The organism is Streptomyces sp. NPDC048392, from assembly GCF_043200575.1.
Classification (GTDB): Bacteria; Actinomycetota; Actinomycetes; order Streptomycetales; family Streptomycetaceae; genus Streptomyces.
This window is the reverse complement of the sequence record NZ_JBICYB010000020.1, coordinates 92,641-116,131: the sequence shown is the minus strand read 5'-3', so window position 1 is coordinate 116,131 and position 23,491 is coordinate 92,641. Positions and strand designations below refer to the sequence as shown.

The window sequence follows — 23,491 nt, the reverse complement described above, 5'->3', positions numbered from 1 at the left end:
CGCAAGGATCCGCGTCCGGTCCAACAGAGGCTGCCTGACGAAGCTACAGTCTGTTCCTGTGACCACCCCTGAGCTGCGGCAATTGCGCTATTTCCTCGTTCTCGCAGAGGAACGGAGCTTTACGCGGGCCGCCCGGCGTCTCATGATCGCGCAGCAGTCGCTCTCCCAGCAGATCAACGCCCTGGAGCGCCTGCTCGGCGCCAAGCTCTTCGAGCGCGGCGGCAGAGGGACGGAGCTGACGGACATCGGCGCCCTTTTCGTCGCAGAGGCGCGTGCCGCCGTCGACAGGGCCGACGAAGCGGTCGCCGTGGTGTCCCGCGCCTTGCGGGGGGAGGCCGGGAATCTTCGGGCCACGTTCCTGACGTCCGTCGCCAACCAGCTTCTGCCGCCCGTCGTCCGGGCCGTGCACCGCGAGCTGCCGGACCTGCGCCTGACAACGGAGACCACGAGCATCGCGCAGTTGGTGGACCGCGTCCTCGAAGGGCGTCGGGACGTCGCCTTCACCCGGCCCCCGCTCGTTTCCGGCCTGGAGTCCAGGGTCCTGACGACCGAACCGGTGTGCGCGGTGCTGCCGACGGACCACCCGCTCTCCGGGCGCTCCCAACTGGAGCTGACCGAGCTGGCGGGTGAACCGTGGGTCATGACGCCGCCCAGTTCCTGGCCGCCCTGGCACCGCGCATACGGCGAGCAGTTCCGCGAAGCGGGCTTCGCGCCCGATGTCGTCCGGGAAGCCGACAGCGTGCAGGAGCTGCTCGGCCTGGTCGCCGCGGGGCTCGGAGTGACCCGGCTGGTCCGGTCCTCACTCACAATCCGTGACACCGGTGTGGTGTTCGTCCCGCTGAAGGATGCCTACGCGCACACCGAGATGGTGTGGCTGCCGGGCAACACCTCGCCGGCGCTGCACCGACTCGTCGACGTCGTCGCCGAGCTGGCCTCGAACGTCGACTTGACGGCAGGCGGGTGAGACCGGCCGACGTCAGCGCCGTGATCCGGTCCGGCATGGGTACGGCTCACCGACCGCAACCCCTGCCCCGGCCGGGTCAGCGGGCCCGGGAGGGCGGGCCGGTTGCGGAGCGGCGCCCGCTGGGCCGTGCGGCGTGCTGTCGGCCGGGGCCCGCACATCCCGGCCCGGGCCATCACCGACCGCAGCGCACCGAGGAGTGCGTCCTGTCCACGAGCGACTCCGTTCCTGGCAGGAACCCGTAGATCCTCGACACTTTCGCTACTGCCGAGAAGGCAAATCCCTTCATACGCTTGCAGCATTCCATTATTCACTTCTCGGCAGAAGGACGGATCCTCGTGTCCGAAGAGGTCAAGGCGGCAAAGAACATCAACCGGCGCACGGCCTTGGACCGTGCTGCCGGTATCGCTGCCATCGGTGCCGCCCCCGCTCTCGCTGCCGTAGCGTCGAGTCCGGCCGCCGCGGTGGCGGATGCGAAAGCCCCAGTGCGGGCCGCTTCCTCGAACGCGCATGGCGCTGCCCTCCCCACAGTCGTGGCCGGGGTGCGCATCCCCTGCAGCGGACTGGCCCGGGCCACTGCGGAGTTCGCGAGAAGGGTCCTTTCTGAGACACTCTTCAACCATGTTATGCGGACGTACCTGTACGGCTCGCTGCTGTTCGACCGGCGTGGCATCCGTTATGACCGCGAGGTCGCTTTCATCGCATCGGTACTGCACGACCTCGGGCTGGTGACGACCTACCAGACCCCGGACGAGCGCTTTGAGATCGACGGCGCCGACGCCGCCCGCAGGTTCCTGCGGGAGCGGCGTATGTCAGCCGAGCGGATGGAAGTCGTCTGGGATGCCATCGCCCTGCACACCAACATAGGCGTCGCGAGCCGGAAGAGGCCGGAGATCGGCATCGTCTCCGTCGGTTCCGCGCTTGATTTCACCGGGAACGGCGTCCAGCAGATCCCGTCCGACGCTCTCGCCGAAATTGTCGCCCTTTTCCCTAGAACCGGGTTCAAACAGGACGCCCTCAACAACATACTTTCGCTGTGCCGCACCAAGCCGATGTCAGTGCTCATGCATCCCTTCGCCGAGGTCGGCCGCCGCCACTTCCCGGACTTCCCGGTGCCCACCGTCGAAGATCTCCTGCTGGCCGCACCATTCGACGAGTGACGAGAGCTGCCAGGCCGAGCGATCCCCTGTACTGGGTGCCGCGATCTGGTGATGTGCCAGGTGGTCTCGGGACCGGGCGACGGGGCTCCCGGTAGGACAGAAGATCGACCGGGCCGATGTTCAGCGCCTGCCCCCGGCGCGGCCCTCAGACACCCGCAGCCTCTGCGCGCGCCTGCGCCCGACAGGCGAGGTGCCTGAGCCGGGAACTGTCCGAGGGTCACCGCGTCCTTGGCACCGATCGCAGGCGCGCGCCCGAACCGGGTCCGACGTCCACTGCTGTGTGGGGGCCGCTGGAGGCGCACGGCACCACCGTTCTCTATCCGGTCGTGAGCATTGCCTCGGTAACCTCGCCGACCGCCGCATCGGGAATCGCAGTTGCGGCCTCCTTGAGGACGAGCAGCCGTGCCCCGGGGATCTCACGCGCGATCGCCTCGCCGTTACCGACGGGGAAGAACGGGTCGCGGCGGCCGTGGACGACGAGCGTGGGGACCTCGATCCCGGGCAGGCGCTCGCGCCAGCGAGGTTTGCAGTCGAGCCTGGAGAACACCATGCCCATCTGGTTGGCCATCTGGACCGGTGCTGCGGTGCCGGGCGTGCGGTCCCAGATACGCGCAGCGGTCGCGCGCGCGGCGTCAGGGTCGTCGCCGAGAATCTCCGCGCGGGCGGCGGCGAACTCGGCAACCGCCTCGCGGTCGGTCCAATCGGGCATCGGACGCGCGAACAGCCGGCTCATCGCCGCCTGGTCGTGGTCGGGGAGGTCGTCATCGGGCGGGCCGGGGGCGACCGCGCGGGTGCCGACCAGGGTGAGCGCCGAGAACGCGCCCGGGTGGTCGAGCACGGCCACCTGGGCGACCATCCCGCCGACGCCGATCCCCGCGAGGTGCACAGGCCCCCCGCCGAGCGCGTCGGCAAGGGCCGCCGCGTCGGCGGCGAGGCCACGCAGAGTGTAGACGGGCGCCTGCGGGTCCCTCGTCGTCGACTCCCCACTGTCGCGCAGGTCGTAGCGCACCGCACGGCGCCCGCCGGCGGCGAGGCGCTCGCACAGCGCGTCGGGCCAGGAGAGCAGCGTCGGCCCGCCCGCGAGCAGCACGAGTGGCGCGTCCTCGTCACCGAACGACTCGATACCCAGGGCGATTCCATTGGCGTTGACCATGTTCATCGGATCACCGGAAGACGTCGTAGGTCAGGTACGTCGCGGTCGATGTCGAACTCACGCTCCACTGCACCGGCGAGCGCGGCGCCCCGCCGGTGCACAGGGGTGTTCCGGCGCCCAGCAGGGTGGGTGCGAGGTGCGGCGTCGGCGCGTCGACCAGCTCTGTGCCGAGCGCCGGGTACGGAGCCGATCGCGGCGCCGCCGCACGTGAGGATGGCGTCGAGGTCCTTGCCGCTGTCCGACGGCGCCGCCTCGGCTCGCTCGCGCGCGGTGATGACGGCGTCGGACTGACCGGTGGTGACGAGCGTCCAGTCGATGTGGGCCGTCCGCACCGGGTCCGGCGGCGCACTCGTCGCGACGACGAACGCGGACTCACCGGCCTCGCGGACGCCGTAGCCGGACGTCGCGTCCCAGCCTTTCGGCCCGTCGGCCACGTCGAAGAGGCGACCGACGGGGACGACGGCGCCCGACCCGCGGGTGCCCCCGTGCGGGACCCGTCGGTCGTCGGGGGCGCTGGAACGGGCCCGTGTGTGCAGGACCTCGCCGCCGGCTTCCGGACCGTTGTCCGGGCTGAGGCGAGACTCGGCGACGAAGCCGTCGATAGGGAACCAGATGTCAGCGATACTTCGATTCACGTCAAGGCAGACCCGATCCGCTGCCCGGACTCATCGCTCACGCCTGAAGCAGGTGGTGGATGCCGGCCCGCCCCCGCCCCGGGACGCCGTCACCCCACAACAGTTCCGGCGAGGGGCCGCTGCTACGGCCCGCCGACGAGCCGCGGCCGTACTGCGCCGCGCCACACGACTGGCACGAGCATCCGGACGCCCTACTGCCCATGGCCCAGTTGTACGTGCGCGGCGTGCCCCTTGCTGCCTTCTTCCGGCGGGGCCGACGTACTCCGGATCCCTGATGTCCCTTCGAGCACCCACCGGGGTACAAACTCCGGACCGCGCTGTTCTGGTGTTCCGCCGGTGAGGTCACCGGCATCCTCCCTGCGCCGCCCGAACCGTACGAGACACAGGACGACGACAGCCACACGCCTCAGCCGTGCGTTCTCGCGCCAGAGGGGACCACCGAGTGTCCCAATCTGCTGGAGGCGGTCAGGGAGCACTCACCTCGGCCCAAGGCGGTACCGGGCGCGGGCCCTCCACCGGAGCCTGCTGCGGCTCTGCCACCAGTCGCGGAGGCCTCCGACCGGGCGGAAACTGGTGGCGTGGCCGCACTGTGCGAGAACCGTTGGAGGAGTCATGACGGCGACGAACAGGAACGACGCACCGGTCGAAATCCAAGGTGTCGGCGCGGAGCTGCGGAAACAGGAGCTCGGAGGGAGCATGAGCGTCTCGTTCGTGCGGTTCGCGAAGGGCACGGACATGACACCGGCCTTCCAGGGCATGACCGACGATCTGTGCCCGTGTCCCCACTGGGGATACCTTCTCAAGGGGCGGCTGAAGATGCACACGAAGGACGGGGAGGAAATGTACGAGGCCGGTGAGGCCTTCTACTGGGCGCCGGGCCACGCCCCGGAGGCTCTGGAGGATTGCGAATACGTGGATTTCTCACCGACTCAGGAATTCGACGAAGTGATCGACCACGTCAGGACACAGCTGGGATAGCCCGCTCTCTGCGGGTGGCGAGGGCAGCGGCTTGGCCGCCTGGCCTGGCCCCCGGCCCCGGCCCCGGTCCCGGCCACAGTCCAGCGCCGCCGACTCCCCCTCTCCTTCGGCCAGGTTGCACCTCGGTCCGACGCGGTGAGACTCCATCAGGGATCCCGAAGTCGTGTCATAGCTGGTGAGGCAGTCGAAGCCGGTGCGGCTCGGCGGGTCCGGTAGCGCGCGTAGAACAGTCCACAAGCGAAGGCACGCTCCTCGGTCGGCACGAGACCAGGTGCGCGCCGTCGGGGAAGACCCGCTTGCCGCCGGCGACCACGCTCCTGGTGAGGAACAGGTGGTACTCGTCCACCGGGCCGGCCGCGATCGCCTGGGCCGCGAAGTCGGGGCCGTCGGCAGTGAGGTCGTGATCGGCCTCGGCCTTGAGCCTGCGCACACGTCCCGGTCGAGGGTCCGCCCGGTCCTGTTGTTCGCACTGGACACCGACCCGAGCGTCGAATTCCATCGGCGTCGGCCGCCGTCCGACTCGCCGTGTCCGGAGCCCCCGGTGCCCCAGCCGGCGCCCACCCGACTGGACCAGCCGCGATAGCGGTACGGGCACGTGACGGCGAGAGTGGGGAAGGCTCGGCACTTCGCCGGCCAGTGACCCCCCTTGGGCGAAGGAGCACTCTCATGTCCGGACGCAACACCGTCATCCGCAGCCTGCACGATGTAGGCCTGGCAGCATGGTTCGGAGGCTCCCTGATGGGCGCCGTCGGCCTGAACGGGGCGGCACAGAACGAGGGCTCCACGGTCGCCGCCCGTGCCCGCATCGCCTCGGTCGGGTGGGCGAAGTGGGTTCCGGTCAATGCCGCGGCGATCGGCGCGCACCTGTTCGGTGGGGGCGGCCTGCTCGCCGCCAACGCCCACCGGGTCTCCTCCCAGAAAGGCGTGGCCGCCTCCACCACGGCCAAGACGGTCGTGACCGCGGCGGCCCTGGCCGCCACCGCCTACGCCCGCGTGCTCGGCAAGAAGGTCGAGCTGGCGTCTTCCTCCGCCCCGGAGGACACCGAGAAGGCCGAGCGCCACCCCATCGACCTCGACAAGGCCCGCCGTCACCTGGCCTACGCGCAATGGACGGTGCCGGCACTGACGGGATGCCTGGTGGTGCTCAACGCCCTCCACGGCGAACAGCAGCGTCCTTTTGCGCAGCTGCACGGCATGTGGGGGCACGCCCGCTCCGTCACACCGTTCATGCAGTGACGTCCTCGCCCGCCTGAAGGAGGGCGATTCCCGTCTGCCCCGCCGTCGTGGGGCGTGGCCCCGGGCGGGTTCCCGCTTCATAGCGCCGTACCGGGACGGATTACCGGTCTCGCCTGCGCTCGACGGGCTGACAAGGGCCACTCCGGCCCTCTTCGCGACGTTGGCCGCCGCGTTGATGTCTCGATCGAGGACGGTCCCTCGTTGCTTGCACGTCCGCTCCCGGACCTGCAGCGGCTTCGGGCCGTCCTCGGCGCCGCAGGCCGAGCAGACCTGAGAGGCCGGCCCGAACCGTCCGACACGCACCGAGGCGCCCGTGCAGGCCGGCCTCGTACCTCGGCATGGTCACCCAGCGGCGGCGTGGTCGACGTGGGGATCCGGCGCGGCTTCGGGTCACACCGGCGAGCGGACCGGCACGGGCTTCCCGCGGTGGCGGTCGAGCGACGCGAGGAACGCGTGCATCCGAACTCGTGGCGGACCAAGGCAGCGGCGACCGCCGCCTGCGCTGTCCCGTCGTCCGGCCGGCCCGGTCAGACCGGTTGGGTGTGCGGTGCGGGAGGGACGGGCTGCTGTGCGCGGCCGCGTATCCGGATGGTCACCACGCCGACGCAGCCGGCGAGGGTGCCGAAGACGAGTGCCGCGGACACGCCGGAGCCCACGGAGACGTAGTAGAGCAGGGGTCCGCCGGTGCTGCCTTGGTAGGAGAGGAGCGAGTTCCAGACTCCGCTCACCACCACGCCCAGGGTGGTGGCGGCGACGGCGCCGAGCGAGTACGCGGAGTAGGTGACGCGGTCGAGCAGGACGGGCAGCAGCCGCAGCCCCCACCAGACCAGGGCGAGCAGGGCGATGTCGCCGAGCCGGTACAGGAGCCAGCGCCCGGGATCGGAACCCGTGGGCAGGCTCCAGGCGCCGAGCTGGATCCACTGCCGCAGCAGGTCACCGGGTTCGGACAGCCGCCCGGTACCGGTGAAACCGGTCTGCAGGCGTGCGGCCACCCGGTCGTTGGACAGGACGGCGAGGGCGAGGGCTACCACGGCGGTGCCTAGGGTCGCGGCGAGCCGCGTGGTGGCCGCGGTCGGCACGGACCGGCCACGTGGGGGAGCCGCCCCGGGTTGCAGCAGCGTCATGAGGCCGACCGAGGCCGCGGCGGCGGCCAGGGCGGCGGCCACCGGCAGTTCGCGGCCCTGGGACATGGCGCTCGCGAGGCGGGGCAGCAGCCGGAACGCGGCGGAGCCGCCGGAGGCGGCCATCCAGGGCGCGGACACAGTGACGGCGAGCATGGCCGCGACGATGCCCCAGCCCCACGGGACCGCCACGACGACGGCCGCGCGCCCGGCGCCGCGATCCGGCAGCCGGCGCAGCAGTGGCACCGCGCCGCACGCGAAGAGCAGGACGAGCGCGGCGTAGCGCACCCGCATGGCGGTCTCTCTCAGGGCCGCGTAGTCCGCGCCGTGGCCGGGTGCGCCTGCGGGGTCGGTGAACTGGGCCGACGACGGAGGGTCGGTCGACCAGGGCATCGTCCACGCGGCCAGGCGGTTCGCCTGGTCGGGGCCGAAGAACCGTGCGGCGCCGGGCAGGCTGAGCGCGTGGGCACTGGTCCCCGCCCACCACAGCAGTCCCGCCAGCGATAGCGCCCCGAAGACCGCGGGTGCGAGCACACGCCGATGCGCCATCGTCCATTTCCCCCGTCCGCCCGCACGCGCGGGCCCCGTCCGCCGCCCGCCGACCCGTGCGAACTTCCGTCCGTCTGGTCAGCGGTCGCATGACAACGACGTCAGATGTACCAGACATCCAGAGTGTGGTGCACGCCGGGACGGGACGGGAACGCTGCATGTCCGGCCTGGACCGCGAGGCAGGTCACTTCAAGAACGACCCCTGTATGCCGGGCACCCTGATGCTCCAGGGTGGTCTCCGGGCGATGGCGTTCTACCTGGCGGCCATGGGCTTCACCGCCGACCGGGACGGCTGGCGCTTCGAACCGGTCGGCGAGCACCCCTCCAGGGCGATGTGCCGGGGCCAGGCGACTCCGGAGGACGGGCGGGTCGTCTACGAGGTGTTCGTACGCGGCGTCTCGGCCGGGCCGGTGCCGACGCTGCACGCCGACATCCTCGGCTCGGTGGACGGGACGAAGGCGTTCTTGGGCCGCGACATGGCGCTCCGGCTGGTCCCCGACTGGCCGCTGTCGCACTGGCGGCGTTCGGGCCCGCCCGCCGTGCAGACCGATGCGTCCCCGGTGCCGCTCTCGCGGCTCGGCGGGCTGAGCGGGCACCGGGAGAAGAAGCCGGTGGCTGCGGCGGCCGACGGATTCCCCCTTCGACTACGCCTCGCTGCTGGCGTGCGCCTGGGGCCGGCCGAGCGAGGCGTTCGGCGCCATGTACGAGCCCTTCGACGGCACGCGCAGGGTGGCCCGGCTTCCCGGCCCGCCGTACCACTTCATGAGCCGGATCGTCTCGGTGGAGGGGCCGCAGGGCGGGATGCGGGAAGGCAGCGTCGTCGTCGCCGAGTACGACGTCCCTGCCCGGGCCTGGTACTTCGAGGAGAACGGTGGCCGCACCATGCCGTTCGCCGTCCTCATGGAGGTCGCCCTGCAACCCTGCGGGTGGCTGGCCTCGTACGTGGGCAGCGCGTTGACCAGCGAGGCGGACCTCCTGTTCCGCATCCTCGACGGGTCGGGGACGGTCACCGGCGAGGTGACCCCGGCGACGCGTACGGTCCGGGCCGCGGTTCCAGTCCGGGCGCACGGAGATCACCGAGCCCGGGACGGAGCGAGAGCCTCGGCGCGCCCGTACGACTACGCCCACACGTCGACCCCTGCGCCCCGCCATTCGATCAGCGGTGATGCAGCGGCCTCGTCGGCCCCCGGAGCGATGCCGACCGCCCGTACGACGGCCAGCACCTCTGCCAGGCTTCGCGCCGCCCCCACGGGCTGGTCCCGCAGCGACACCCGGCGGCAGCCGTCACCCATCGGCTGGTGCACGACCACGGGTGCGCCCCTGCCCCTTCGCCCCCCGGGGGGACGAGGGCAGTCCCACGGACCGGGTCCCGGCCCCTGTGGCCTGTGGTGCACCCTGCCCCGAACCACCTGCCGGCCGCGGTCTCCCACGTCGGCCCCCCGTTCCGCCCCTCGATACCGACACCTCTCTTGCATAGTGCAATAAGAATCGTCCCGGCGGAACCGGTGATCAGCAAGCGCTCGCCGCAGAGGGCGGCGGTCAGCACACCCTGAAATGTGTTGCATAATGCAAAAATAAGAGAGGGGAAAGAATGAGTACGGTTCACAGCCCCGCGGAGGGTTCACCCCGGGCCGCCGCGACGCGGTTCGCGAGTGCGGTCGGCATGACGAGCCCGCGCTCGTCCCCCTGGGGGCTGATGGCACTGGCGGCGTTGATCGGTGTGGGTGCCGGACTCGGCTCGATCGTCTTCCGCTGGTGCATCACCGCCTTCACCCGCCTCTTCAGCGGTCACGCCGACTACGCCGCCGCCCCCGGGGCCGACCATCCCCACCTGTCATGGCTCGGACCCTGCTTCGTGCTTCTGACACCGGTGGCCGGCGGTCTGCTGTACGGGCCGTTGGTCCATCGCTTCGCCAAGGAGGCGCGCGGACACGGGGTGCCCGAGGTGATGCTCGCGGTAGCCCAGCGCGGCGGCCGGATCAGCGCCAAGGTCGCGGTGGTCAAGACCCTCGCCTCGGCGCTGACCATCGGCTCGGGCGGCTCGGTCGGCAGGGAGGGCCCCATCGTGCAGATCGGTGCGGCGCTGGGCTCCACGCTGGGCCGCGCGGCCAAGGTGACCGAGAGCCGGATGAAGCTGCTCGTCGCCTGTGGTGCGGCGGCGGGCATCGCCGCCACGTTCAACGCCCCGCTGGCCGGTGTCTTCTTCGCCATGGAGCTGATCCTGGGCACCTTCAGCGCCGAGGCGTTCGGCGCGACGGTGCTGGCCAGTGTCACCGCGAGCGTCATCGGGCGCGCAGCCTTCGGTGACGTCGCCTTCCTCGTCCTGCCCGACTTCCATGTCGACCACCTCGCCCAGTACGGACTGTTCGCACTTCTCGGCGTTGTCGCCGCCGTGGTCGGAGTGGGCTTCGCCCGGTTCCTGTACCTGGTGGAGGACGCCTGCGACTGGTTGTGGCGCGGTCCGGAGTGGCTGCGGCCGGCGACGGGCGGGCTGGTCCTCGGTCTGCTGCTGCTCGCCCTGCCCGAGATGTACGGCGTGGGCTACCCGGTACTGGAAAAGGCCACCGAAGGCGGCTATGCCGTCGGGTTCCTGCTCCTGCTCCTGGCCGGCAAGATGCTGGCGACCAGCCTGACCATCGGCATCGGGGGCTCCGGCGGTGTCTTCGCGCCCAGCCTGTTCATCGGGGCGATGCTCGGCATGGCGTACGGCACCGGTGTCCAGACCTTGCTGCCCGGCACGGCCGGCGCGGTGGGAGCCTACGCGCTCGTCGGCATGGGAGCCGTCTTCGCGGGATCCTCCCGCGCGCCGATCACGGCCGTGGTCATCCTCTTCGAACTCACCGGCGAGTACTCCATCATCCTGCCCCTGATGCTGGCCATCGTCCTGTCGACCGCGGTCAGCCGCCTGCTGTCGAAGGACACGATCTACACGCTCAAACTGCGCCGCCGCGGCATCGACCTCGAAGGCCCCGCCCATGGTGCGCGGATCGGCGCGCAACGCGTCGACTCCGTCATGGAGGCGCTGCCCACTCCCCTGCCCGCTGCCACGAAGCTCGCGGACGCCGCCGGTCTGCTGACCCTCTCCGGTCGGGACGGGCTTCCCGTGGTGGACGAGGCCGGCACGTACGTCGGCGTCGTCACCGCCCAGGCGGTGGCTGAGGCGCTCGCGGAAGAGCCCGACGCCGCGCCCGCGACCGTGGGGGCGCTCGCCGCGCCCACCGCGCCCGTCCACGCGGATCAGCCGTTGGTTCAGGCCGTGCACGCCCTGGTTGCCACTCCGGGAACCGGTCTTCCGGTACTCGATCGGGCGGAGGGCAGTCCGGTGGGCTGGCTCAGCGCTCGAGGCGCGCTGCAGGCGGTGCATCTCACGCACGCTTCGTAGCGCCGTGCCGCCGGCACCAGTACGGCGCGCCCGGCGTCCGGCGCAGCCACCGGGCCAGGCGGTGACAGGCCGGCTCCGGGCCCGACCCGAGCCGTCACGAGTCCCACCTCACGACGTATCGGGCAGATCGGCCACCCAGCCCATCGGGTGCCGTTCCAACTCCTCGAGGGCCGGTGCCAAGGGCTCGGCCCCGGCCCTGTTGAAGGCGGCCAGGGCCTCGACGAGGGCCAACCGCTGCACGGAGGTGAGCCGTTCCACGATCGCGGCGATTTCGGTACGCCGCCGGGCCGTGACGTCCTCGACCGTGCGGCGCCCCTCCTCGGTGAGCTGAAGCAGCGTCTCCCGACGGTTGTGGGGATTGGCGTGCCGGTCCGCGAGACCGGCTGCGATCAAGCGGTCGACCATCCGCATCGCCGTGGACGGCGCCACCTGGAGCTGATCGGCGAGCGTCACCAGTTTGGTCGCTCCACGAGTGGCCAGTACCACCAGCATCCGGAACTGCGGCAGTGTCACCCGCTCCTCGACCGCGGCCAGGGAGCGGGCCGACACCGCGACCAGCAGGCGTGAGGCGGTCAGCACCGCTTGGGTCACGGCGTCCACGTCGTCCATCGCCCTCACGGGGCTCTCGCTCTCACGCATGCCTCCTTTCTACCGCGCCCACTGACATCACCGGCACACGGCCGCCACGCGGGCCGAGGCGGCATCTCATGCCGCCGCTGCGGAGGTGCGGCAGGACGCCCGTGCCGGACTTGGTTCCCTACGCATTCCACGCGTGTTGTCATCAGAAGGAGGCATCCCGGGAGTTCCGCCACATCTGCTGCTCAGCAGCGGTCTACCGGCTGCCGCCGATTCGCCTCACCCCATCGGCGCCGCTGGTCGGCCGCGGCCTCCGGCTGCGCCATGGTGCGCGGTCCGGTGATCGCCGAGGTGGCGCGGGGTGGTTGACGGCCAAGGCGACGGTCGACTCGGTCAAGGTGAGGGTTGCTCGCTCCGCCAGGACGGCCAACTGCTCGACGGCGTCGGGACTGCGCGATTGCCGGGGCTCTCATGTCGGAGCGGGCCCGGGGGGCGTACCGCGGAGACGGGCCCTCGGTGTCGTGCTCGCGGTAGCGACCGGAGCGCGGGCTGTCGGCGAGAGCGCCGACGTCGTGGCGGCGCACGGTGAACGGCAAGCCCTCCTCGATGCCGCGGACCAGGGCCGAGTACGACGGGTGCCCGGTCACGAAACCGCGCCGAGTACGCTCCCGCGAGCCCGCACGGGGAGGTGAGAGGGATCCCGGCCGCCCCACGGCCGGGATCCCTCGAGGCGGTGGTGACGGTCAGCGGATGGAACCGATCCCGCCGTGAACCGCTCGGCCGGCCGCCCGCAGACCGCACCACATCACGTCACCGTGAGCCGGGAAGGTCAGCGTCGCAGGGTGAGGACGCCCGGCCGCCACGGCAGTCGGTTGTATTCGCCGCCCGCGTTGGGGTCCTTGCCCTGGTAGAGGAACTGCAGGTTGCAGGGGTCGATGGTCATGGTCTGGTCGGGGTTGTCGCGGACCAGGTCACCGTGGCTGATGTCGTTGGTCCAGGTGGCGCCGCTGTTGGCCTTGCCCGCGAAGGGGTTGCCCTCACTGGCGGCCTGCGGAGTCCACGACCCGTTCAGGCTGGAGGCCGTGAAGGAGCGGAAGTAGCGCCCGTTCGCGCCCATCGCCTCGACGATCATGAGGTACTGGTTCCGGCCCTGGACCTTGTAGACCTGTACGCCCTCGAAGAGGTTGGCCTTCGTGTCGCTCATGATCGTCGTGTACGACGAGCCGAAGTTGCCCGGGAAGTTCCCGATCGGCATGCTCGCCCGGTAGATCTTGCCGTTGTCACCGGCGAAGAACAGGTACATGTTCTGGCCGTCGGCGATCAGGGTCTGGTCGATCGGGCCGGTGTCGGAACCGGAGATGCTCCCGGTGAACAGCGGCTGCGGGGACGACCAGCCGTTGGGGTTGGTGGGGTCGCTCGACGTGCGGTAGATGAAGGGCCACGCTCCCCACTGGTACGCCAGCACCCAGATGTTCCTGGGCGCGAAGTAGAACAGCGTGGGCGCCACCGCGGCCTGGCTCATTCCGGTCTGGCCGGCCGACGCCATGTCCGACCAGTTCGTGAAGGGACTGAACATCATCGAGCCGTACGACGATCCAGACACGTTCGACGCGTAGACCAGGTGCCTGCCGTTGTGCGTCACGGTGGTGAAGTCCTTCACCGCGGCCCACCCGTTCGCCGGCTGCGCCAGCACACCCGTCGACGTCCAGCGGTACGCCGACGGAAGAGAACACGTGCCGTCCGTCGGCGGCGTCCCGGTCAGACCGGTCCACCTCTGGTTGCTGCCGCCGTTGCACGTCCACAGCTGCACCGCGGTGCCGTTGGCCGTACCGGAGCCCGCGACCTCCAGGCACAGTCCGGACTCCACGCCGACGACCGTGCCGTCGGATTTCACCCGCCACTGCTGGTTCGCACCGCCGGAGCAGCTCCAGATCTGCACCCTGGTACCGGCCGTGGTGGCGTGGCCCGGAACATCCAGGCACTTGTTGCCGTACACGGTCAGCTGGTTGGCGTCCGTCAACGCCCACTGCTGGTTGGTTCCGTTCCAGCAGTCGTAGATCTGCAGGTACGTGCCGTCGGTCTGGACGGCGCCCGGCACGTCGAGACACCGGCCCGAACCGGCACCGCGCAAGGCGCCACTGGCAGCCGCCTCAGCCGGGGTGGCTACGAGCATCGCCGCCAACGCGGCCAGGGCCGCGACCACGGCGGCGAGTACCGCAGACGGATGCCTGCGGCTGAAACTTCCTCTGCGCATGGAGACTTCCTCAGCTTGAGTAGACGGTTCCGGCTGACCTCGTCAGAGGTTGCCCGGACTGCCGGTGTGGTGCGGCGGTGTGCAGCGGTCCGTGAGGACCACGGCACACCGCCTGTGACTTCCCGGTCCTGCCCGACCTCTCGATACCGGTGGCGCCGGCGTCTGAGGGCGGCATGGGCGCCCAGGGGTGGAGGCCTGGACGGCCGAGCGCCCGGGTGGCACGGTCGAAAAGGGCGACGGCACGGAATTGGCCAATCTCTGACCGGTACATGACATCCTCATGCGGCAAGACTCCCTGCGGCTCGGCGCGTTCGGGCGGTGCGACCCGGAGTCACCCTCCCTGCTGTGCGATGGAGCGACTCGATGCGTTCGTGATTTCGAACAAGGGTCGAAGCTTCGAGCAACCTGAATGATAGGGAGCCGCTGAACGGCGTCAATACCTCTCGCATGTATCGCTACCGATGCCGAAACATTTGGAGAATCCATGCGTGAAACGTCGCACGTCACACCCGGCGCGGCATCATGGATCCGCTGGTCCACGGCCGACGTATGACCTGCCGGCCCACCGGCCGCACCGGACGGACCCGACGGGATGCGCCGCCTTTCACGGCCAAGGCTCCAACGTGCGGGGCCGCCCGTTGATGAGCTCCCGCCCCGGAGCGACGAACGGCGGTTCGCAGGCCGCGAGTACGCAGCCCGCCTCTGCGAGCGGACTACCCAGCCGACCCCGCTCCCGAAAGTTTCGGACGACAAACAGAAACTTTTCTCGCGGGAAGTCTTGACCATCATCGCCCACACCTCAATCATTCCTGTCTGAGATACCGGCCACAGCTCGATATCTCGCACCACACCGGCCTTGGACAATCCGTGCCGCCGGCAGGTCCACACACAACCGCACTACGGATCCGCGCACCAAAGCACCTGCGCCACCCCGTTTCGTTCCGGTGAGGTTCGCACCAGCGCGTCCAGGCTCTTCACGCGGTTGGAGAGGTACGCGCCGCTGCGTGGCGGTCCCCCGGCCGAGCCGCGATGGAGTACCGCCGTGCCCGTGTCGAAGCTCGTCCCGTCCCATGGCCGCGATGTCCGGTGATTCCGTGCTGCCCCGGCTCCGGCCCGCCCCGTCGGCCCGTCTGCCCGTCTGCCCGTCTGCCCGTCTGCCCGTCTGCCCGTCTGCCCGTCTGCCCGTCTGCCGAATGGGAGCCGACTACGCAATCCCCTGCCCTTCAATCCTTCCGTCATCTCTACCTTGGAGGCACAGTCATGGGCTCGTATGCCCTTCCCAGACCCGTCGTCCGCCGGAAAATCCGCGGCCTGCTGTTGGCGCTGGTCGTCGGCGTCCTCAGTACCGTCGCCGCACTGGTCGCCCCGCCGACCGCACACGCGGCCGAGAGCACGCTCGGTGCCGCTGCGGCACAGAGCGGCCGCTACTTCGGCACCGCCATCGCCTCGGGCAGGCTGAACGACTCGACGTACACCTCGATCGCGGGCCGTGAGTTCAACATGGTGACGGCCGAGAACGAGATGAAGATCGACGCCACCGAACCGCAGCGCGGCCAGTTCAACTTCAGCGCCGCCGACCGCGTCTACAACTGGGCGGTGCAGAACGGCAAGCAGGTGCGCGGCCACACCCTGGCCTGGCACTCCCAGCAGCCCGGCTGGATGCAGAGTCTCAGCGGCAACGATCTGCGTCAGGCGATGATCGGCCACATCAACGGCGTGATGGCCCACTACAAGGGCAAGATCGCTCAGTGGGACGTCGTGAACGAGGCCTTCGCCGACGGTGGTTCGGGAGCCCGGCGCGATTCCAACCTGCAGCGCAGCGGCAACGACTGGATCGAGCTCGCCTTCCGCACCGCGCGTGCCGCCGACCCGTCCGCCAAGCTCTGCTACAACGACTACAACGTCGAGGACTGGACCTGGGCCAAGACCCAGGCCATGTACTCCATGGTCCGGGACTTCAAGCAGCGCGGTGTGCCGATCGACTGCGTCGGCTTCCAGTCGCACTTCAACAGCGGCAGCCCCTACAACAGCAACTTCCGCACCACCCTGGAGAACTTCGCCGCCCTCGGCGTCGACGTGGCCATCACCGAACTCGACATCCAGGGCGCCCCGGCCTCGACCTACGCCAACGTGACCAACGACTGCCTGTCCGTCCCGCGCTGCCTCGGCATCACCGTCTGGGGCGTGCGCGACACAGACTCCTGGCGATCGGAGCAGACGCCGCTGCTGTTCAACGGCGGCGGCAGCAAGAAGCCCGCCTACACCGCCGTCCTCAACGCACTCAACGGCGGCTCCACCACGCCCCCTGCGGATTCCGGACAGCTCAAGGGCGTCGGTTCGGGCCGCTGCCTGGACGTGCCGGGCTCCAGCACCACCGACGGCACCCAGCTCCAGCTGTGGGACTGCCACAGCGGCAGCAACCAGCAGTGGGCATACACCGACGTCGGCGAGCTCAGGGTCTACGGCAACAAGTGCCTCGACGCCGCCGGCACCGGCAACGGCTCCAAAGTCCAGATCTACAGCTGCTGGGGCGGCGACAACCAGAAATGGCGCCTCAACTCCGACGGATCCATCGTCGGCGTCCAGTCCGGCCTCTGCCTCGACGCCGTCTCAGGCGGCACCGCCAACGGCACCCTGATCCAGCTCTACTCCTGCTCGAACGGCAGCAACCAACGCTGGACCCGCGGCTGACGGGACCTGCCGCCAACAACAGGGGGAACCGGTGACGGCTGCGGTGCAGTTCCTCCCACTCCTCCTGTAAGACACCGTTGACGGCCCCGGGTCGCCGCCGTGGTGGCGGCGACCCTCGCGATCGGCATGCTCGCCGCGGTGCATCCGGCGCCCGCGGAGGCGGCGGCCGGTGGACACCCTGGACGATCAATCCACGGGACACCTGCGGAGGTTGCGGGACGGGCGGCTGCCGAAGCCACCGCGAGAGGGTCGGGCGGCGGACTGTCGGCCCAGGGTTGGCGAGGTGGCGGCGGGCGGTCAGGCGCCAGGGTCGACTTCGGGGTGCGTGAACCGCACGGGCTTGCCCAGCGACCGGGCGTAGGCGATTTCGGCTCGGGTGCTGTCTCCGATGTAGTCGCCGACTACGAGCACTTCATCAGCGAGCCGGATCTTCGCCCGGTGCAGATCGTCGAGTCGGCCCTTCAGCGCCTCGGCCTCGACAGCACCGGACCGAAGTTCGTGCGGCGACTTCATGTCACAGCCCGGTTTGACCACGATCTTTCCGGCTTTGGTCTCCCGCAGATCGGCCTCGTTCATCTCGGTCATGAAGCGGGTGGAGCCGCAGATCACGACGATACGCGGGAGGCTCAACAGCTTCTTCGCGTCGGCGAGCTTCTCCTCGGAGGCGAGCAGTCGCGGGTATGACACGGGTTCCTCCCGGTGGTGTGGCCCATGGGCGCCTGCGAAGACGATAACGAGGGTGTCCAGGATCGTTCTGTGACGAACGACGTGGACACCCTCGCGACAGCACTCCATGCGACGACCGACAACATGCTGAACGTCAACCGGATCCTGGCCACCACCTCGGCCCTGAGATGTCACAGCCCGCGTCATGCGACGCCTCCTCGCGCTGATCGGCCGCGATCCGGCACAACGACGCCACCGGACGCACCGTCCTGCGCTCAGTGATCGCCTACGATCACCGGCCCCTTGGGACAGGTCGCCTGGGACCGGCCCTGCCTGAACGGCGTCACCACGAACATCATCGCTGTCAGCGGTCATGTGCAGCCCGCGGATCAGACGTGGAGCGTCCGACGAGCGTCGCGGGTCGCTCCCCCTGGAAGAGGAACGCGAGGCGTTTCACCGCAGCAGCGCTCCGTCCGCCAGCGAGAGGACCGGCTCTGCGGCGACACCGACGGCCAAGGAGAGAGCGGCAGCCGCGTAAGCGGTGGCCGCGGACCATCGCCCCTGGACCGCGTGTGCCTGCGCGGGAGCGGCGTCGCTGGTGAGGAACAGGGGGCCGAGCCAGCGGAGGTAGTAGAAGAGGGAGGCGACGGTGTTGGCGACGGCGAGGGCGGCCAGCCAGGTCCAGCCGCCGTCGATGGTCGCGCTGAAGACCTCCAGCTTGCCGAGGAAGACCCCGGTGGGCGGTGTGCCGACCAGGCCGAGCAGGCAGACGACGAGGACGGCTGCGAGGCCGGGACGGCGTCGGGCGAGGCCGCGGTAGTCGGACAGTGTGCGGGCGTCGGGGAGTTCGGTGGCGACGGCGAAGGCCCCCAGGTTGGTGACCGCGTAGGCGGCCAGGTAGAGCAGCAGGCTCCTCTGGGCCAGGTCGGTGCGGGTGGCGACGGACACGGCCATGAGGAGGTAGCCGACCTGGCTGATCGTGGAGTAGGCCAGGAGCCGCTTGACGGAGGTCTGGAAGAACGCTGCCAGGTTCCCCAGGGTCATGGTGACGGCGGCGACCACGGCCAGCAGCAGTGGCCAGTTGACGTCGCTGCCGGGCAGTGCCTGGTGCAGGAGGCGGTAGGCGGCGATCAGGGCGCCGATCTTGGGGAGGGTGGTGACGTAGGCGGCGACGGGGGTGGGGGCCCCGTCGGTGACGTCGGGCACCCAGAAGTGGGCCGGGACCGCTCCGGCCTTGAACAGCAGGCCCGCCAGGACGCCGGTCAGCCCGACCGCGACGAGTCCGTAGGGAGCGTCGGTCAGGGCGGCGGCGAGCCCGCGGTACCCGGTGGCGCGTCCGGCGCCGTACAGCAGCGCGACGCCGGCGAGCATGGTGGTGCCGAGCAGGGCGCCCATCAGGTAGTACTTCAGGGCGGCCTCGGTGCCGGAGGCGTCCTTGGCGAAGGCGGCGAGGGCGTAGGCGGGGATGCCGGCCAGCAGGTAGGCGGCGAAGAGCATGAGAAGGTCGTTCGCGCCGATGAGGGCGAGGGTGCCTGCTCCCGTGAGCAGCAGGAGGACCCAGTACTCGGTCTCGCGTCGATGGCCGCGGACGGTCTCGGTGGACATGCCGATGATGAGCAGCAGGGCGACGAGGACGATGATGCGGCCGGCGCCGGTGGCGGTGTCGACGGCGAACGTGTCGGAGAACACTGTCTGTTCGCCGTGAGTGGCCATGGTGACGGCCGTGGCCGTCAGGCCGGCCGCGCAGGCGGCGGCCGCGAGCGCGGCGACGATCCATTGACGGCGGCGGGGCAGCCAGGACCCCGCGAGCAGGCCGGTGACGGCGGCGCCGAGGAGGGCGAGTTCGGGGACGAGGGCGGTCAGGTTCTCGTTCATCGTGCCACCAGACCGGTCAGGGTGCGGCCGGCCGGTTCGATGACGTCCAGCAGCCAGCGCGGCGCGACGCCGATGAGGAGGGCTGCGGCGAGCAACGTCACGGTGGACAGTGTCTCGGTGGCCTTGAGGTCCGCGATGCCGCCGGTGGGGAGCGTCGGCGGCAGGCGCGGGGTGCCGAGGAACACGCGTCGCAGGGCCGTCAGGAAGACGGCCGCGACGAGGACGACGCCGGTGAGGGCGACGGCGGTGGCGATGGTCCGGGAGGCGAGGCTGCCGGTGAAGATCTGGAACTCGGCGATGAAGCCGGAGAATCCGGGAATGCCGAGACCGGCGAACGCGCCGACGGCCGTGACGGCCGCGAAGCGCGGGGTGTGGGCGGCCAGACCGGAATAGGCGTCCATCGTGTAGGTGCCACCGCGGTCCCAGAGCACGCCGGCGAGCAGGAACAGTGCCCCGGTGATCAGGCCGTGGCTGACCATCTGGGTGACTGCGCCGGTCACCGCGAGGGAACGGGCCTGGGTGTCGCTTCCGGCGAGTGTCCCGGCGGCGCCGACCGCCAGTACGACGTAGCCCATGTGATTGACGGACGTGTAGGCGATCATGCGTTTGAAGTCCGTCTGGGCCAGCGCCACCAGGGCCCCGTAGACGACGGACACGGCGCCGACGATCACGATGACGAGTGCGTAGTGGCGCCAGCTCCCCGGCAGCAGAGGCATGGCGATGCGGACGAACCCGTACGTGCCCATCTTCAGGAGGATTCCGGCCAGGATCGCCGAGCCGGCGGCGGGGGCTTCGGTGTGGGCCGGGGGCAGCCAGGTGTGGAAGGGCACGGTGGGGGTCTTGACCGCCAGCCCGAGGCCGATGGCGAGCAGCACCAGACCCGCGTAGAGGCCGTGGCCGGACAGTGGGTCGGCGCGGGCGAGGTCGACGATGTCGAAGGTGTGCGGGTCGGCGGCCAGGTAAAGCCCGATGAAGCCGAGCAGCAGGGCGAGGGAGCCGACGAAGGTGTAGAGGAAGAACTTCAGCGCCGCGGCGCGGGCGCGCTCGCCGTGCCCCCATCCCGCGATGACGAAGAACATGCCGACGATCGACAGATCGAAGAAGACGAAGAAGAGGATCAGGTCGAGGGCGACGAACAGGCCGAGGCTGACGGTCTGGAGGAAGAGGAAGAGGCAGACGTAGGGACGCACGCGCCGTCGCTCGCGCAGTGAGTAGACCGCGACGGCGAGGAACAGCAGGCAGGTCAGCGCCACCAGTGGCAGGGAGAGTCCGTCCACGCCCACGTGGTAGCCGACGCCGGCGCTGGGCATCCAGCGCACGCGCTGCTCGTACTGCATCCCGCCGCCGGTGTCGAAACCCGCCCAGACCGCGACGGCCAGAGCGAGGTCGGCGGCTGCGGTGGCGATCCATGTCCAGGCATACGCCCGGTCGGGGAGGGCGCGCGGCAGGAACAGCAGCACACCGCAGACCAGCAGCGGCAGGAAGGTGACGACGCTGAGCACAGGAGGTTACCTCACCAACAGGATGATCAGGACGAGTACGGCGAAGCCGACGGCGGCCTGGGCGTAGTACTGGTGCAGCAGGCCGGTCTGCGGTCGGCGCGCCCGGCGGCCCAGGCTCCGCGCGCCGGAGGCTACGGCGGCGACGGCACCGTCGACTCCACCGTCGTCCACGCGACGGGCGAGACGTGCCACCGCGAGTGCGCCGCGGGCGGTCTGCCGTACGGTGCCGTCGACGACGCGGTCGTCGAAGACCGCCAGGGCGCCGGCCACCCTCATCACGGGGCGGACCACGACGAGGTGCGCGGCCTGTTCCAGACCGAGCCACCCGTGTGCCCAGCGCACGGAGGCGCGCGGTGCGGGCACCGGACCGGACGCCCGCCGCCAGGCCAGCCCGGCGGCGGCGAGGGCGACCGCGGCCGACAGGCCGAGTTCCCACGGCTTCGGTGACGGGGAGTGGCCGGCGCCGAGCAGCTGCCTCATCCAGGACGCGGGCCCGGGCAGGGCAAGCACTCCCAGAACGGCGGCGGCGAGCGTGAGCGTGAGGAGCGCAACCGGTGTCGTGCGGGCGGTCCTGCGAGTCCCGTGCCGCTCCGTGTCGTAGCCGGCCCCCGGGTCGGGGGGGAGCGGGCGGGTGACGTACCAGACCGCCTTGGTGCTGTACACGGCTGCGACGGCCGCCGCCGCCAGGCCCACGGCGTACAGCCCGGTTCCCTGGACGCGGGCGGCGGCGAGGACCTCGTCCTTGGCCGCCCACAGTGAAAGGGGCGGCAGCCCGGCCAGGGTGAGAGCGGCGACGGTGAAGGCCGCGCCGACGGTCCGGTAGGTGCGTGCTGCGCCACGCAAGGCGGTCAGTCGCTTGGTGCCCAGTGCCGTCAGCCACGCCCCTGCGGCGAGGAACAGTGCCGCCTTCGTGGCGGCGTGCGCGACGAGCTGCGTGGTGCCCGCGGCGACACCGTGGCTGCCCGCGGCCAGTACCATGAAGCCGATCTGGGCGGCTGTGGAGGCCGCCAGCAGCTGTTTGAGGTCGGTTTGGGCCACGGCGACCAGGCCCAGCGCGAGGGCGGTGGCCGCGCCGGTCCAGGCGACCAGCGGCCCGGCCCAGCCGGTCGCCGTCAGAAGTGGGTCCAGCCGCAGGAGCAGGTAGGCGCCGGCGGCGACCATGGTCGCCGAGTGCAGCAGGGCGGACACCGGGCTCGGGCCCTGCATGGCTCGTGACAGCCAGAAGGAGAACGGCAGTTGTGCCGACTTGCCCAGTGCCGCCGCGACGACACCCGCGATGACGACGTGCAGCCACGGCGACGCCGCCCCCTCCAGAGCGTCGAGCCGCAGACTGCCGACACCTCCGGCCACGGCTGCGCCGGCCGCCAGATAAAGGCCGAGGTCGGCGGTGCGGGTGGTCAGAAACGCGACGTCGGCGGCTGCCACCCGCTCCGGCCGACGCCACCAGTATCCGATGAGCGCCCAACTGGTGGCGCCCATCAGCTCCCACGCCATCAGCAGCAACGGCAGCGTGGTCGCCGTGACCGTGACCAGCATGGCGCCGGCGAAGAGCAGCATCAGACCGAAGAACCGTCCCCGGTTCTCCTCACTGCCCAGCTCCCCCACCGCGAACACCAGGACGGCGGCGGTGACCACGGTGACGGTGACCGCCATCACCGCGGACAGGCCGTCCACCGCCAGTCCCGCCTCGATCCCCGCGAACAGCGGCGCGCCGGCCGCCGGGCGGGTCACCGCGGCGGCGAGCGCCGCACCCAGCGTCCCGACGGCGATCGACACACCGATGACGGGAACGTGCCGGCCGAGGCGTGGTCCGGTCGCCGCGAGCAGGGCTCCTCCGCCGAGGGGAAGGGCGACCAGCAGCCAGAGCACCGCGCTCATCCCTTCAGCTCCTCGGCCATGTCGGTCATGTCGACCTGGCGGGCGCGGTAGATGGCAGTGGTGACGGCGAACCCCATGGCCATCTCCACCGCCATCGCCACCACGGCCGCCACGATCACCACTTGTCCACTGCCGACGGCCGGTGCCAGGAAGTGCCAGAAGTCCGCGGCGGCGACGATGATCCCACCGATCATCAGCTCGATCCCCATCATGATCATGACGATGGACTGCTGGGAGAGGGCACCGAACAGGCCGGTGCAGAACAGTCCCGCGGCGAGGACCAGGAGCAGCTCGAACGTCATCGGCCCACACCCCCGCCCGAGGGGTCCTTCGCGGGCCGCTGGTCGAGCTCGTCACCGAGGCGGTCGTAGCGACCGCGGCCGGTGGCGAGCAGGGTGGCGCCGATCATGGTGGCCAGCAGCACGAACCCGAGCGTGACCATGGTCAGCATCTGGCCCCCCATGAGCGACATGCCGACCTGCACGGTCGTGTCCTTCGGCCGCGGTGCCGGGCGCTCGGGCCAGGGCACCACGAAGATCCCGGCGACCAGCCCGGCGAACACCACGCCGCTGATCACCAGGGCGCCACGGGTGTTGTGCAGCATCGACATCGGCATCAGACCCGCCGGGTTCATCATGAAAGCGATCATGAACACGGCCATGATCACCATCTCCATGACCATCATCAGCACGATCACCACGCCGAGGTACGGCAGTCCCAGCACCGTCACCACCCCACCGACGCACACCAGGGACCCCAGCAGCGCGAAGGTCACCCGGGCCATCGAGTTCAGGGTGAACACCAGAACACCGCAGGCCAGGGCGAGTACGCCGAGCACCCACAGGAGTACGGCACTCGTCACATCCACGGCTCG

General features: G+C 70.5%; 20 protein-coding genes and 2 pseudogenes. 7 read left to right on the top strand and 15 right to left on the bottom strand.

The genetic code is table 11. From position 1 onward, the window contains the following. The first annotated feature begins 58 nt into the window (after positions 1–58). Together ACGFYH_RS24850 and ACGFYH_RS24845 are read left to right on the top strand one after the other, a co-directional pair. A complete protein-coding gene (locus ACGFYH_RS24850) occupies positions 59–964 on the top strand; it encodes a LysR family transcriptional regulator (RefSeq protein ID WP_393805362.1) in 906 nt (301 codons plus the stop codon). A gap of 335 nt (positions 965–1,299) precedes the next feature. Then, positions 1,300–2,121 (top strand): HD domain-containing protein, encoded by an 822-nt coding sequence (locus ACGFYH_RS24845; protein ID WP_393805361.1) that lies wholly within the window; start codon positions 1,300–1,302, stop codon positions 2,119–2,121. A 316-nt stretch (positions 2,122–2,437) separates the two neighbouring features. Here ACGFYH_RS24845 and ACGFYH_RS24840 read toward each other — a convergent pair whose 3' ends face one another. Together ACGFYH_RS24840 and ACGFYH_RS24835 are read right to left on the bottom strand one after the other, a co-directional pair. Continuing rightward, positions 2,438–3,280: an alpha/beta fold hydrolase gene (locus tag ACGFYH_RS24840; RefSeq protein WP_393805360.1), complete on the bottom strand. Its 843-nt coding sequence runs from the start codon at positions 3,278–3,280 to the stop codon at positions 2,438–2,440. After that, entirely contained in the window at positions 3,277–3,909 is a 633-nt protein-coding gene (locus ACGFYH_RS24835) for a dihydrofolate reductase (protein WP_393805359.1), read from the bottom strand. The genes ACGFYH_RS24840 and ACGFYH_RS24835 overlap by 4 nt, the downstream gene beginning before the upstream one ends. Positions 3,910–4,521: 612 nt before the next feature. On the opposite strand from ACGFYH_RS24835, the gene ACGFYH_RS24830 reads away from it, so the two are divergent. After that, on the top strand, positions 4,522–4,887 hold the full coding sequence (locus ACGFYH_RS24830; protein ID WP_393805358.1) for a hypothetical protein: 366 nt from the start codon (positions 4,522–4,524) through the stop codon (positions 4,885–4,887). Positions 4,888–5,053: 166 nt separating this feature from the next. Here ACGFYH_RS24830 and ACGFYH_RS24825 read toward each other — a convergent pair whose 3' ends face one another. Then, entirely contained in the window at positions 5,054–5,317 is a 264-nt protein-coding gene (locus ACGFYH_RS24825; RefSeq protein WP_393805357.1) for a hypothetical protein, read from the bottom strand. Positions 5,318–5,553: 236 nt separating this feature from the next. Here ACGFYH_RS24825 and ACGFYH_RS24820 point away from each other — a divergent pair, with 236 nt between their 5' ends. After that, complete coding sequence (locus ACGFYH_RS24820; protein WP_393805356.1) at positions 5,554–6,123, top strand: hypothetical protein; 570 nt, start codon at positions 5,554–5,556, stop codon at positions 6,121–6,123. A 207-nt stretch (positions 6,124–6,330) separates the two neighbouring features. On the opposite strand, the pseudogene ACGFYH_RS24815 reads toward ACGFYH_RS24820, so the two are convergent. Further along, positions 6,331–6,426, bottom strand: a pseudogene (locus tag ACGFYH_RS24815) (hypothetical protein); the annotation flags it as partial. A gap of 224 nt (positions 6,427–6,650) precedes the next feature. Continuing rightward, entirely contained in the window at positions 6,651–7,793 is a 1,143-nt protein-coding gene (locus ACGFYH_RS24810) for a hypothetical protein (protein ID WP_393805355.1), read from the bottom strand. A gap of 89 nt (positions 7,794–7,882) precedes the next feature. Between ACGFYH_RS24810 and ACGFYH_RS24805 the strand changes: the two are divergent. Further along, positions 7,883–8,197: pseudogene (locus ACGFYH_RS24805) on the top strand (hypothetical protein); the annotation flags it as partial. 240 nt (positions 8,198–8,437) lie between these two features. Here ACGFYH_RS24805 and ACGFYH_RS24800 read toward each other — a convergent pair. Beyond that, complete coding sequence (locus tag ACGFYH_RS24800) at positions 8,438–8,779, bottom strand: hypothetical protein (protein WP_393805379.1); 342 nt, start codon at positions 8,777–8,779, stop codon at positions 8,438–8,440. Positions 8,780–8,911: 132 nt separating this feature from the next. Then, positions 8,912–9,103, bottom strand: coding sequence for a hypothetical protein (locus ACGFYH_RS24795; RefSeq protein WP_393805378.1), 192 nt, complete (start codon positions 9,101–9,103; stop codon positions 8,912–8,914). A 386-nt stretch (positions 9,104–9,489) separates the two neighbouring features. Between ACGFYH_RS24795 and ACGFYH_RS24790 the strand changes: the two genes are divergently transcribed. Beyond that, positions 9,490–11,175, top strand: coding sequence for a chloride channel protein (locus ACGFYH_RS24790; protein ID WP_393805377.1), 1,686 nt, complete (start codon positions 9,490–9,492; stop codon positions 11,173–11,175). Positions 11,176–11,283: 108 nt separating this feature from the next. Here ACGFYH_RS24790 and ACGFYH_RS24785 read toward each other — a convergent pair whose 3' ends face one another. Next, positions 11,284–11,814 (bottom strand): MarR family winged helix-turn-helix transcriptional regulator, encoded by a 531-nt coding sequence (locus ACGFYH_RS24785; protein ID WP_393805354.1) that lies wholly within the window; start codon positions 11,812–11,814, stop codon positions 11,284–11,286. A gap of 766 nt (positions 11,815–12,580) precedes the next feature. Continuing rightward, entirely contained in the window at positions 12,581–14,005 is a 1,425-nt protein-coding gene (locus tag ACGFYH_RS24780) for a non-reducing end alpha-L-arabinofuranosidase family hydrolase (protein ID WP_393805353.1), read from the bottom strand. 1,260 nt (positions 14,006–15,265) lie between these two features. On the opposite strand from ACGFYH_RS24780, the gene ACGFYH_RS24775 reads away from it, so the two are divergent. Next, on the top strand, positions 15,266–16,696 hold the full coding sequence (locus ACGFYH_RS24775; RefSeq protein WP_393805352.1) for an endo-1,4-beta-xylanase: 1,431 nt from the start codon (positions 15,266–15,268) through the stop codon (positions 16,694–16,696). A 297-nt stretch (positions 16,697–16,993) separates the two neighbouring features. Here ACGFYH_RS24775 and ACGFYH_RS24770 read toward each other — a convergent pair whose 3' ends face one another. The 6 genes from ACGFYH_RS24770 to ACGFYH_RS24745 form a co-directional block, all read right to left on the bottom strand. Further along, on the bottom strand, positions 16,994–17,383 hold the full coding sequence (locus tag ACGFYH_RS24770) for a hypothetical protein (protein ID WP_393805351.1): 390 nt from the start codon (positions 17,381–17,383) through the stop codon (positions 16,994–16,996). A gap of 432 nt (positions 17,384–17,815) precedes the next feature. Continuing rightward, the gene (locus ACGFYH_RS24765; protein ID WP_393805350.1) at positions 17,816–19,237 is read right to left on the bottom strand and encodes an NADH-quinone oxidoreductase subunit N; all 1,422 of its coding nucleotides are present in this window, start codon (positions 19,235–19,237) and stop codon (positions 17,816–17,818) included. Continuing rightward, positions 19,234–20,739 carry a NuoM family protein gene (locus ACGFYH_RS24760; protein WP_393805349.1) on the bottom strand — a complete coding sequence of 502 codons (1,506 nt, stop codon included), beginning with the start codon at positions 20,737–20,739 and terminating at the stop codon, positions 19,234–19,236. The genes ACGFYH_RS24765 and ACGFYH_RS24760 overlap by 4 nt, the downstream gene beginning before the upstream one ends. 6 nt (positions 20,740–20,745) lie before the next feature. After that, positions 20,746–22,617 (bottom strand): NADH-quinone oxidoreductase subunit L, encoded by a 1,872-nt coding sequence (locus ACGFYH_RS24755; protein ID WP_393805348.1) that lies wholly within the window; start codon positions 22,615–22,617, stop codon positions 20,746–20,748. Beyond that, positions 22,614–22,919, bottom strand: a complete 306-nt coding sequence (locus ACGFYH_RS24750; protein ID WP_393805347.1) for an NADH-quinone oxidoreductase subunit NuoK — start codon at positions 22,917–22,919, stop codon at positions 22,614–22,616. Before ACGFYH_RS24750 ends, ACGFYH_RS24755 begins: the two co-directional genes overlap by 4 nt. After that, a complete protein-coding gene (locus tag ACGFYH_RS24745) occupies positions 22,916–23,479 on the bottom strand; it encodes an NADH-quinone oxidoreductase subunit J (RefSeq protein WP_393805376.1) in 564 nt (187 codons plus the stop codon). The genes ACGFYH_RS24750 and ACGFYH_RS24745 overlap by 4 nt, the downstream gene beginning before the upstream one ends. Positions 23,480–23,491: the final 12 nt, after the last annotated feature.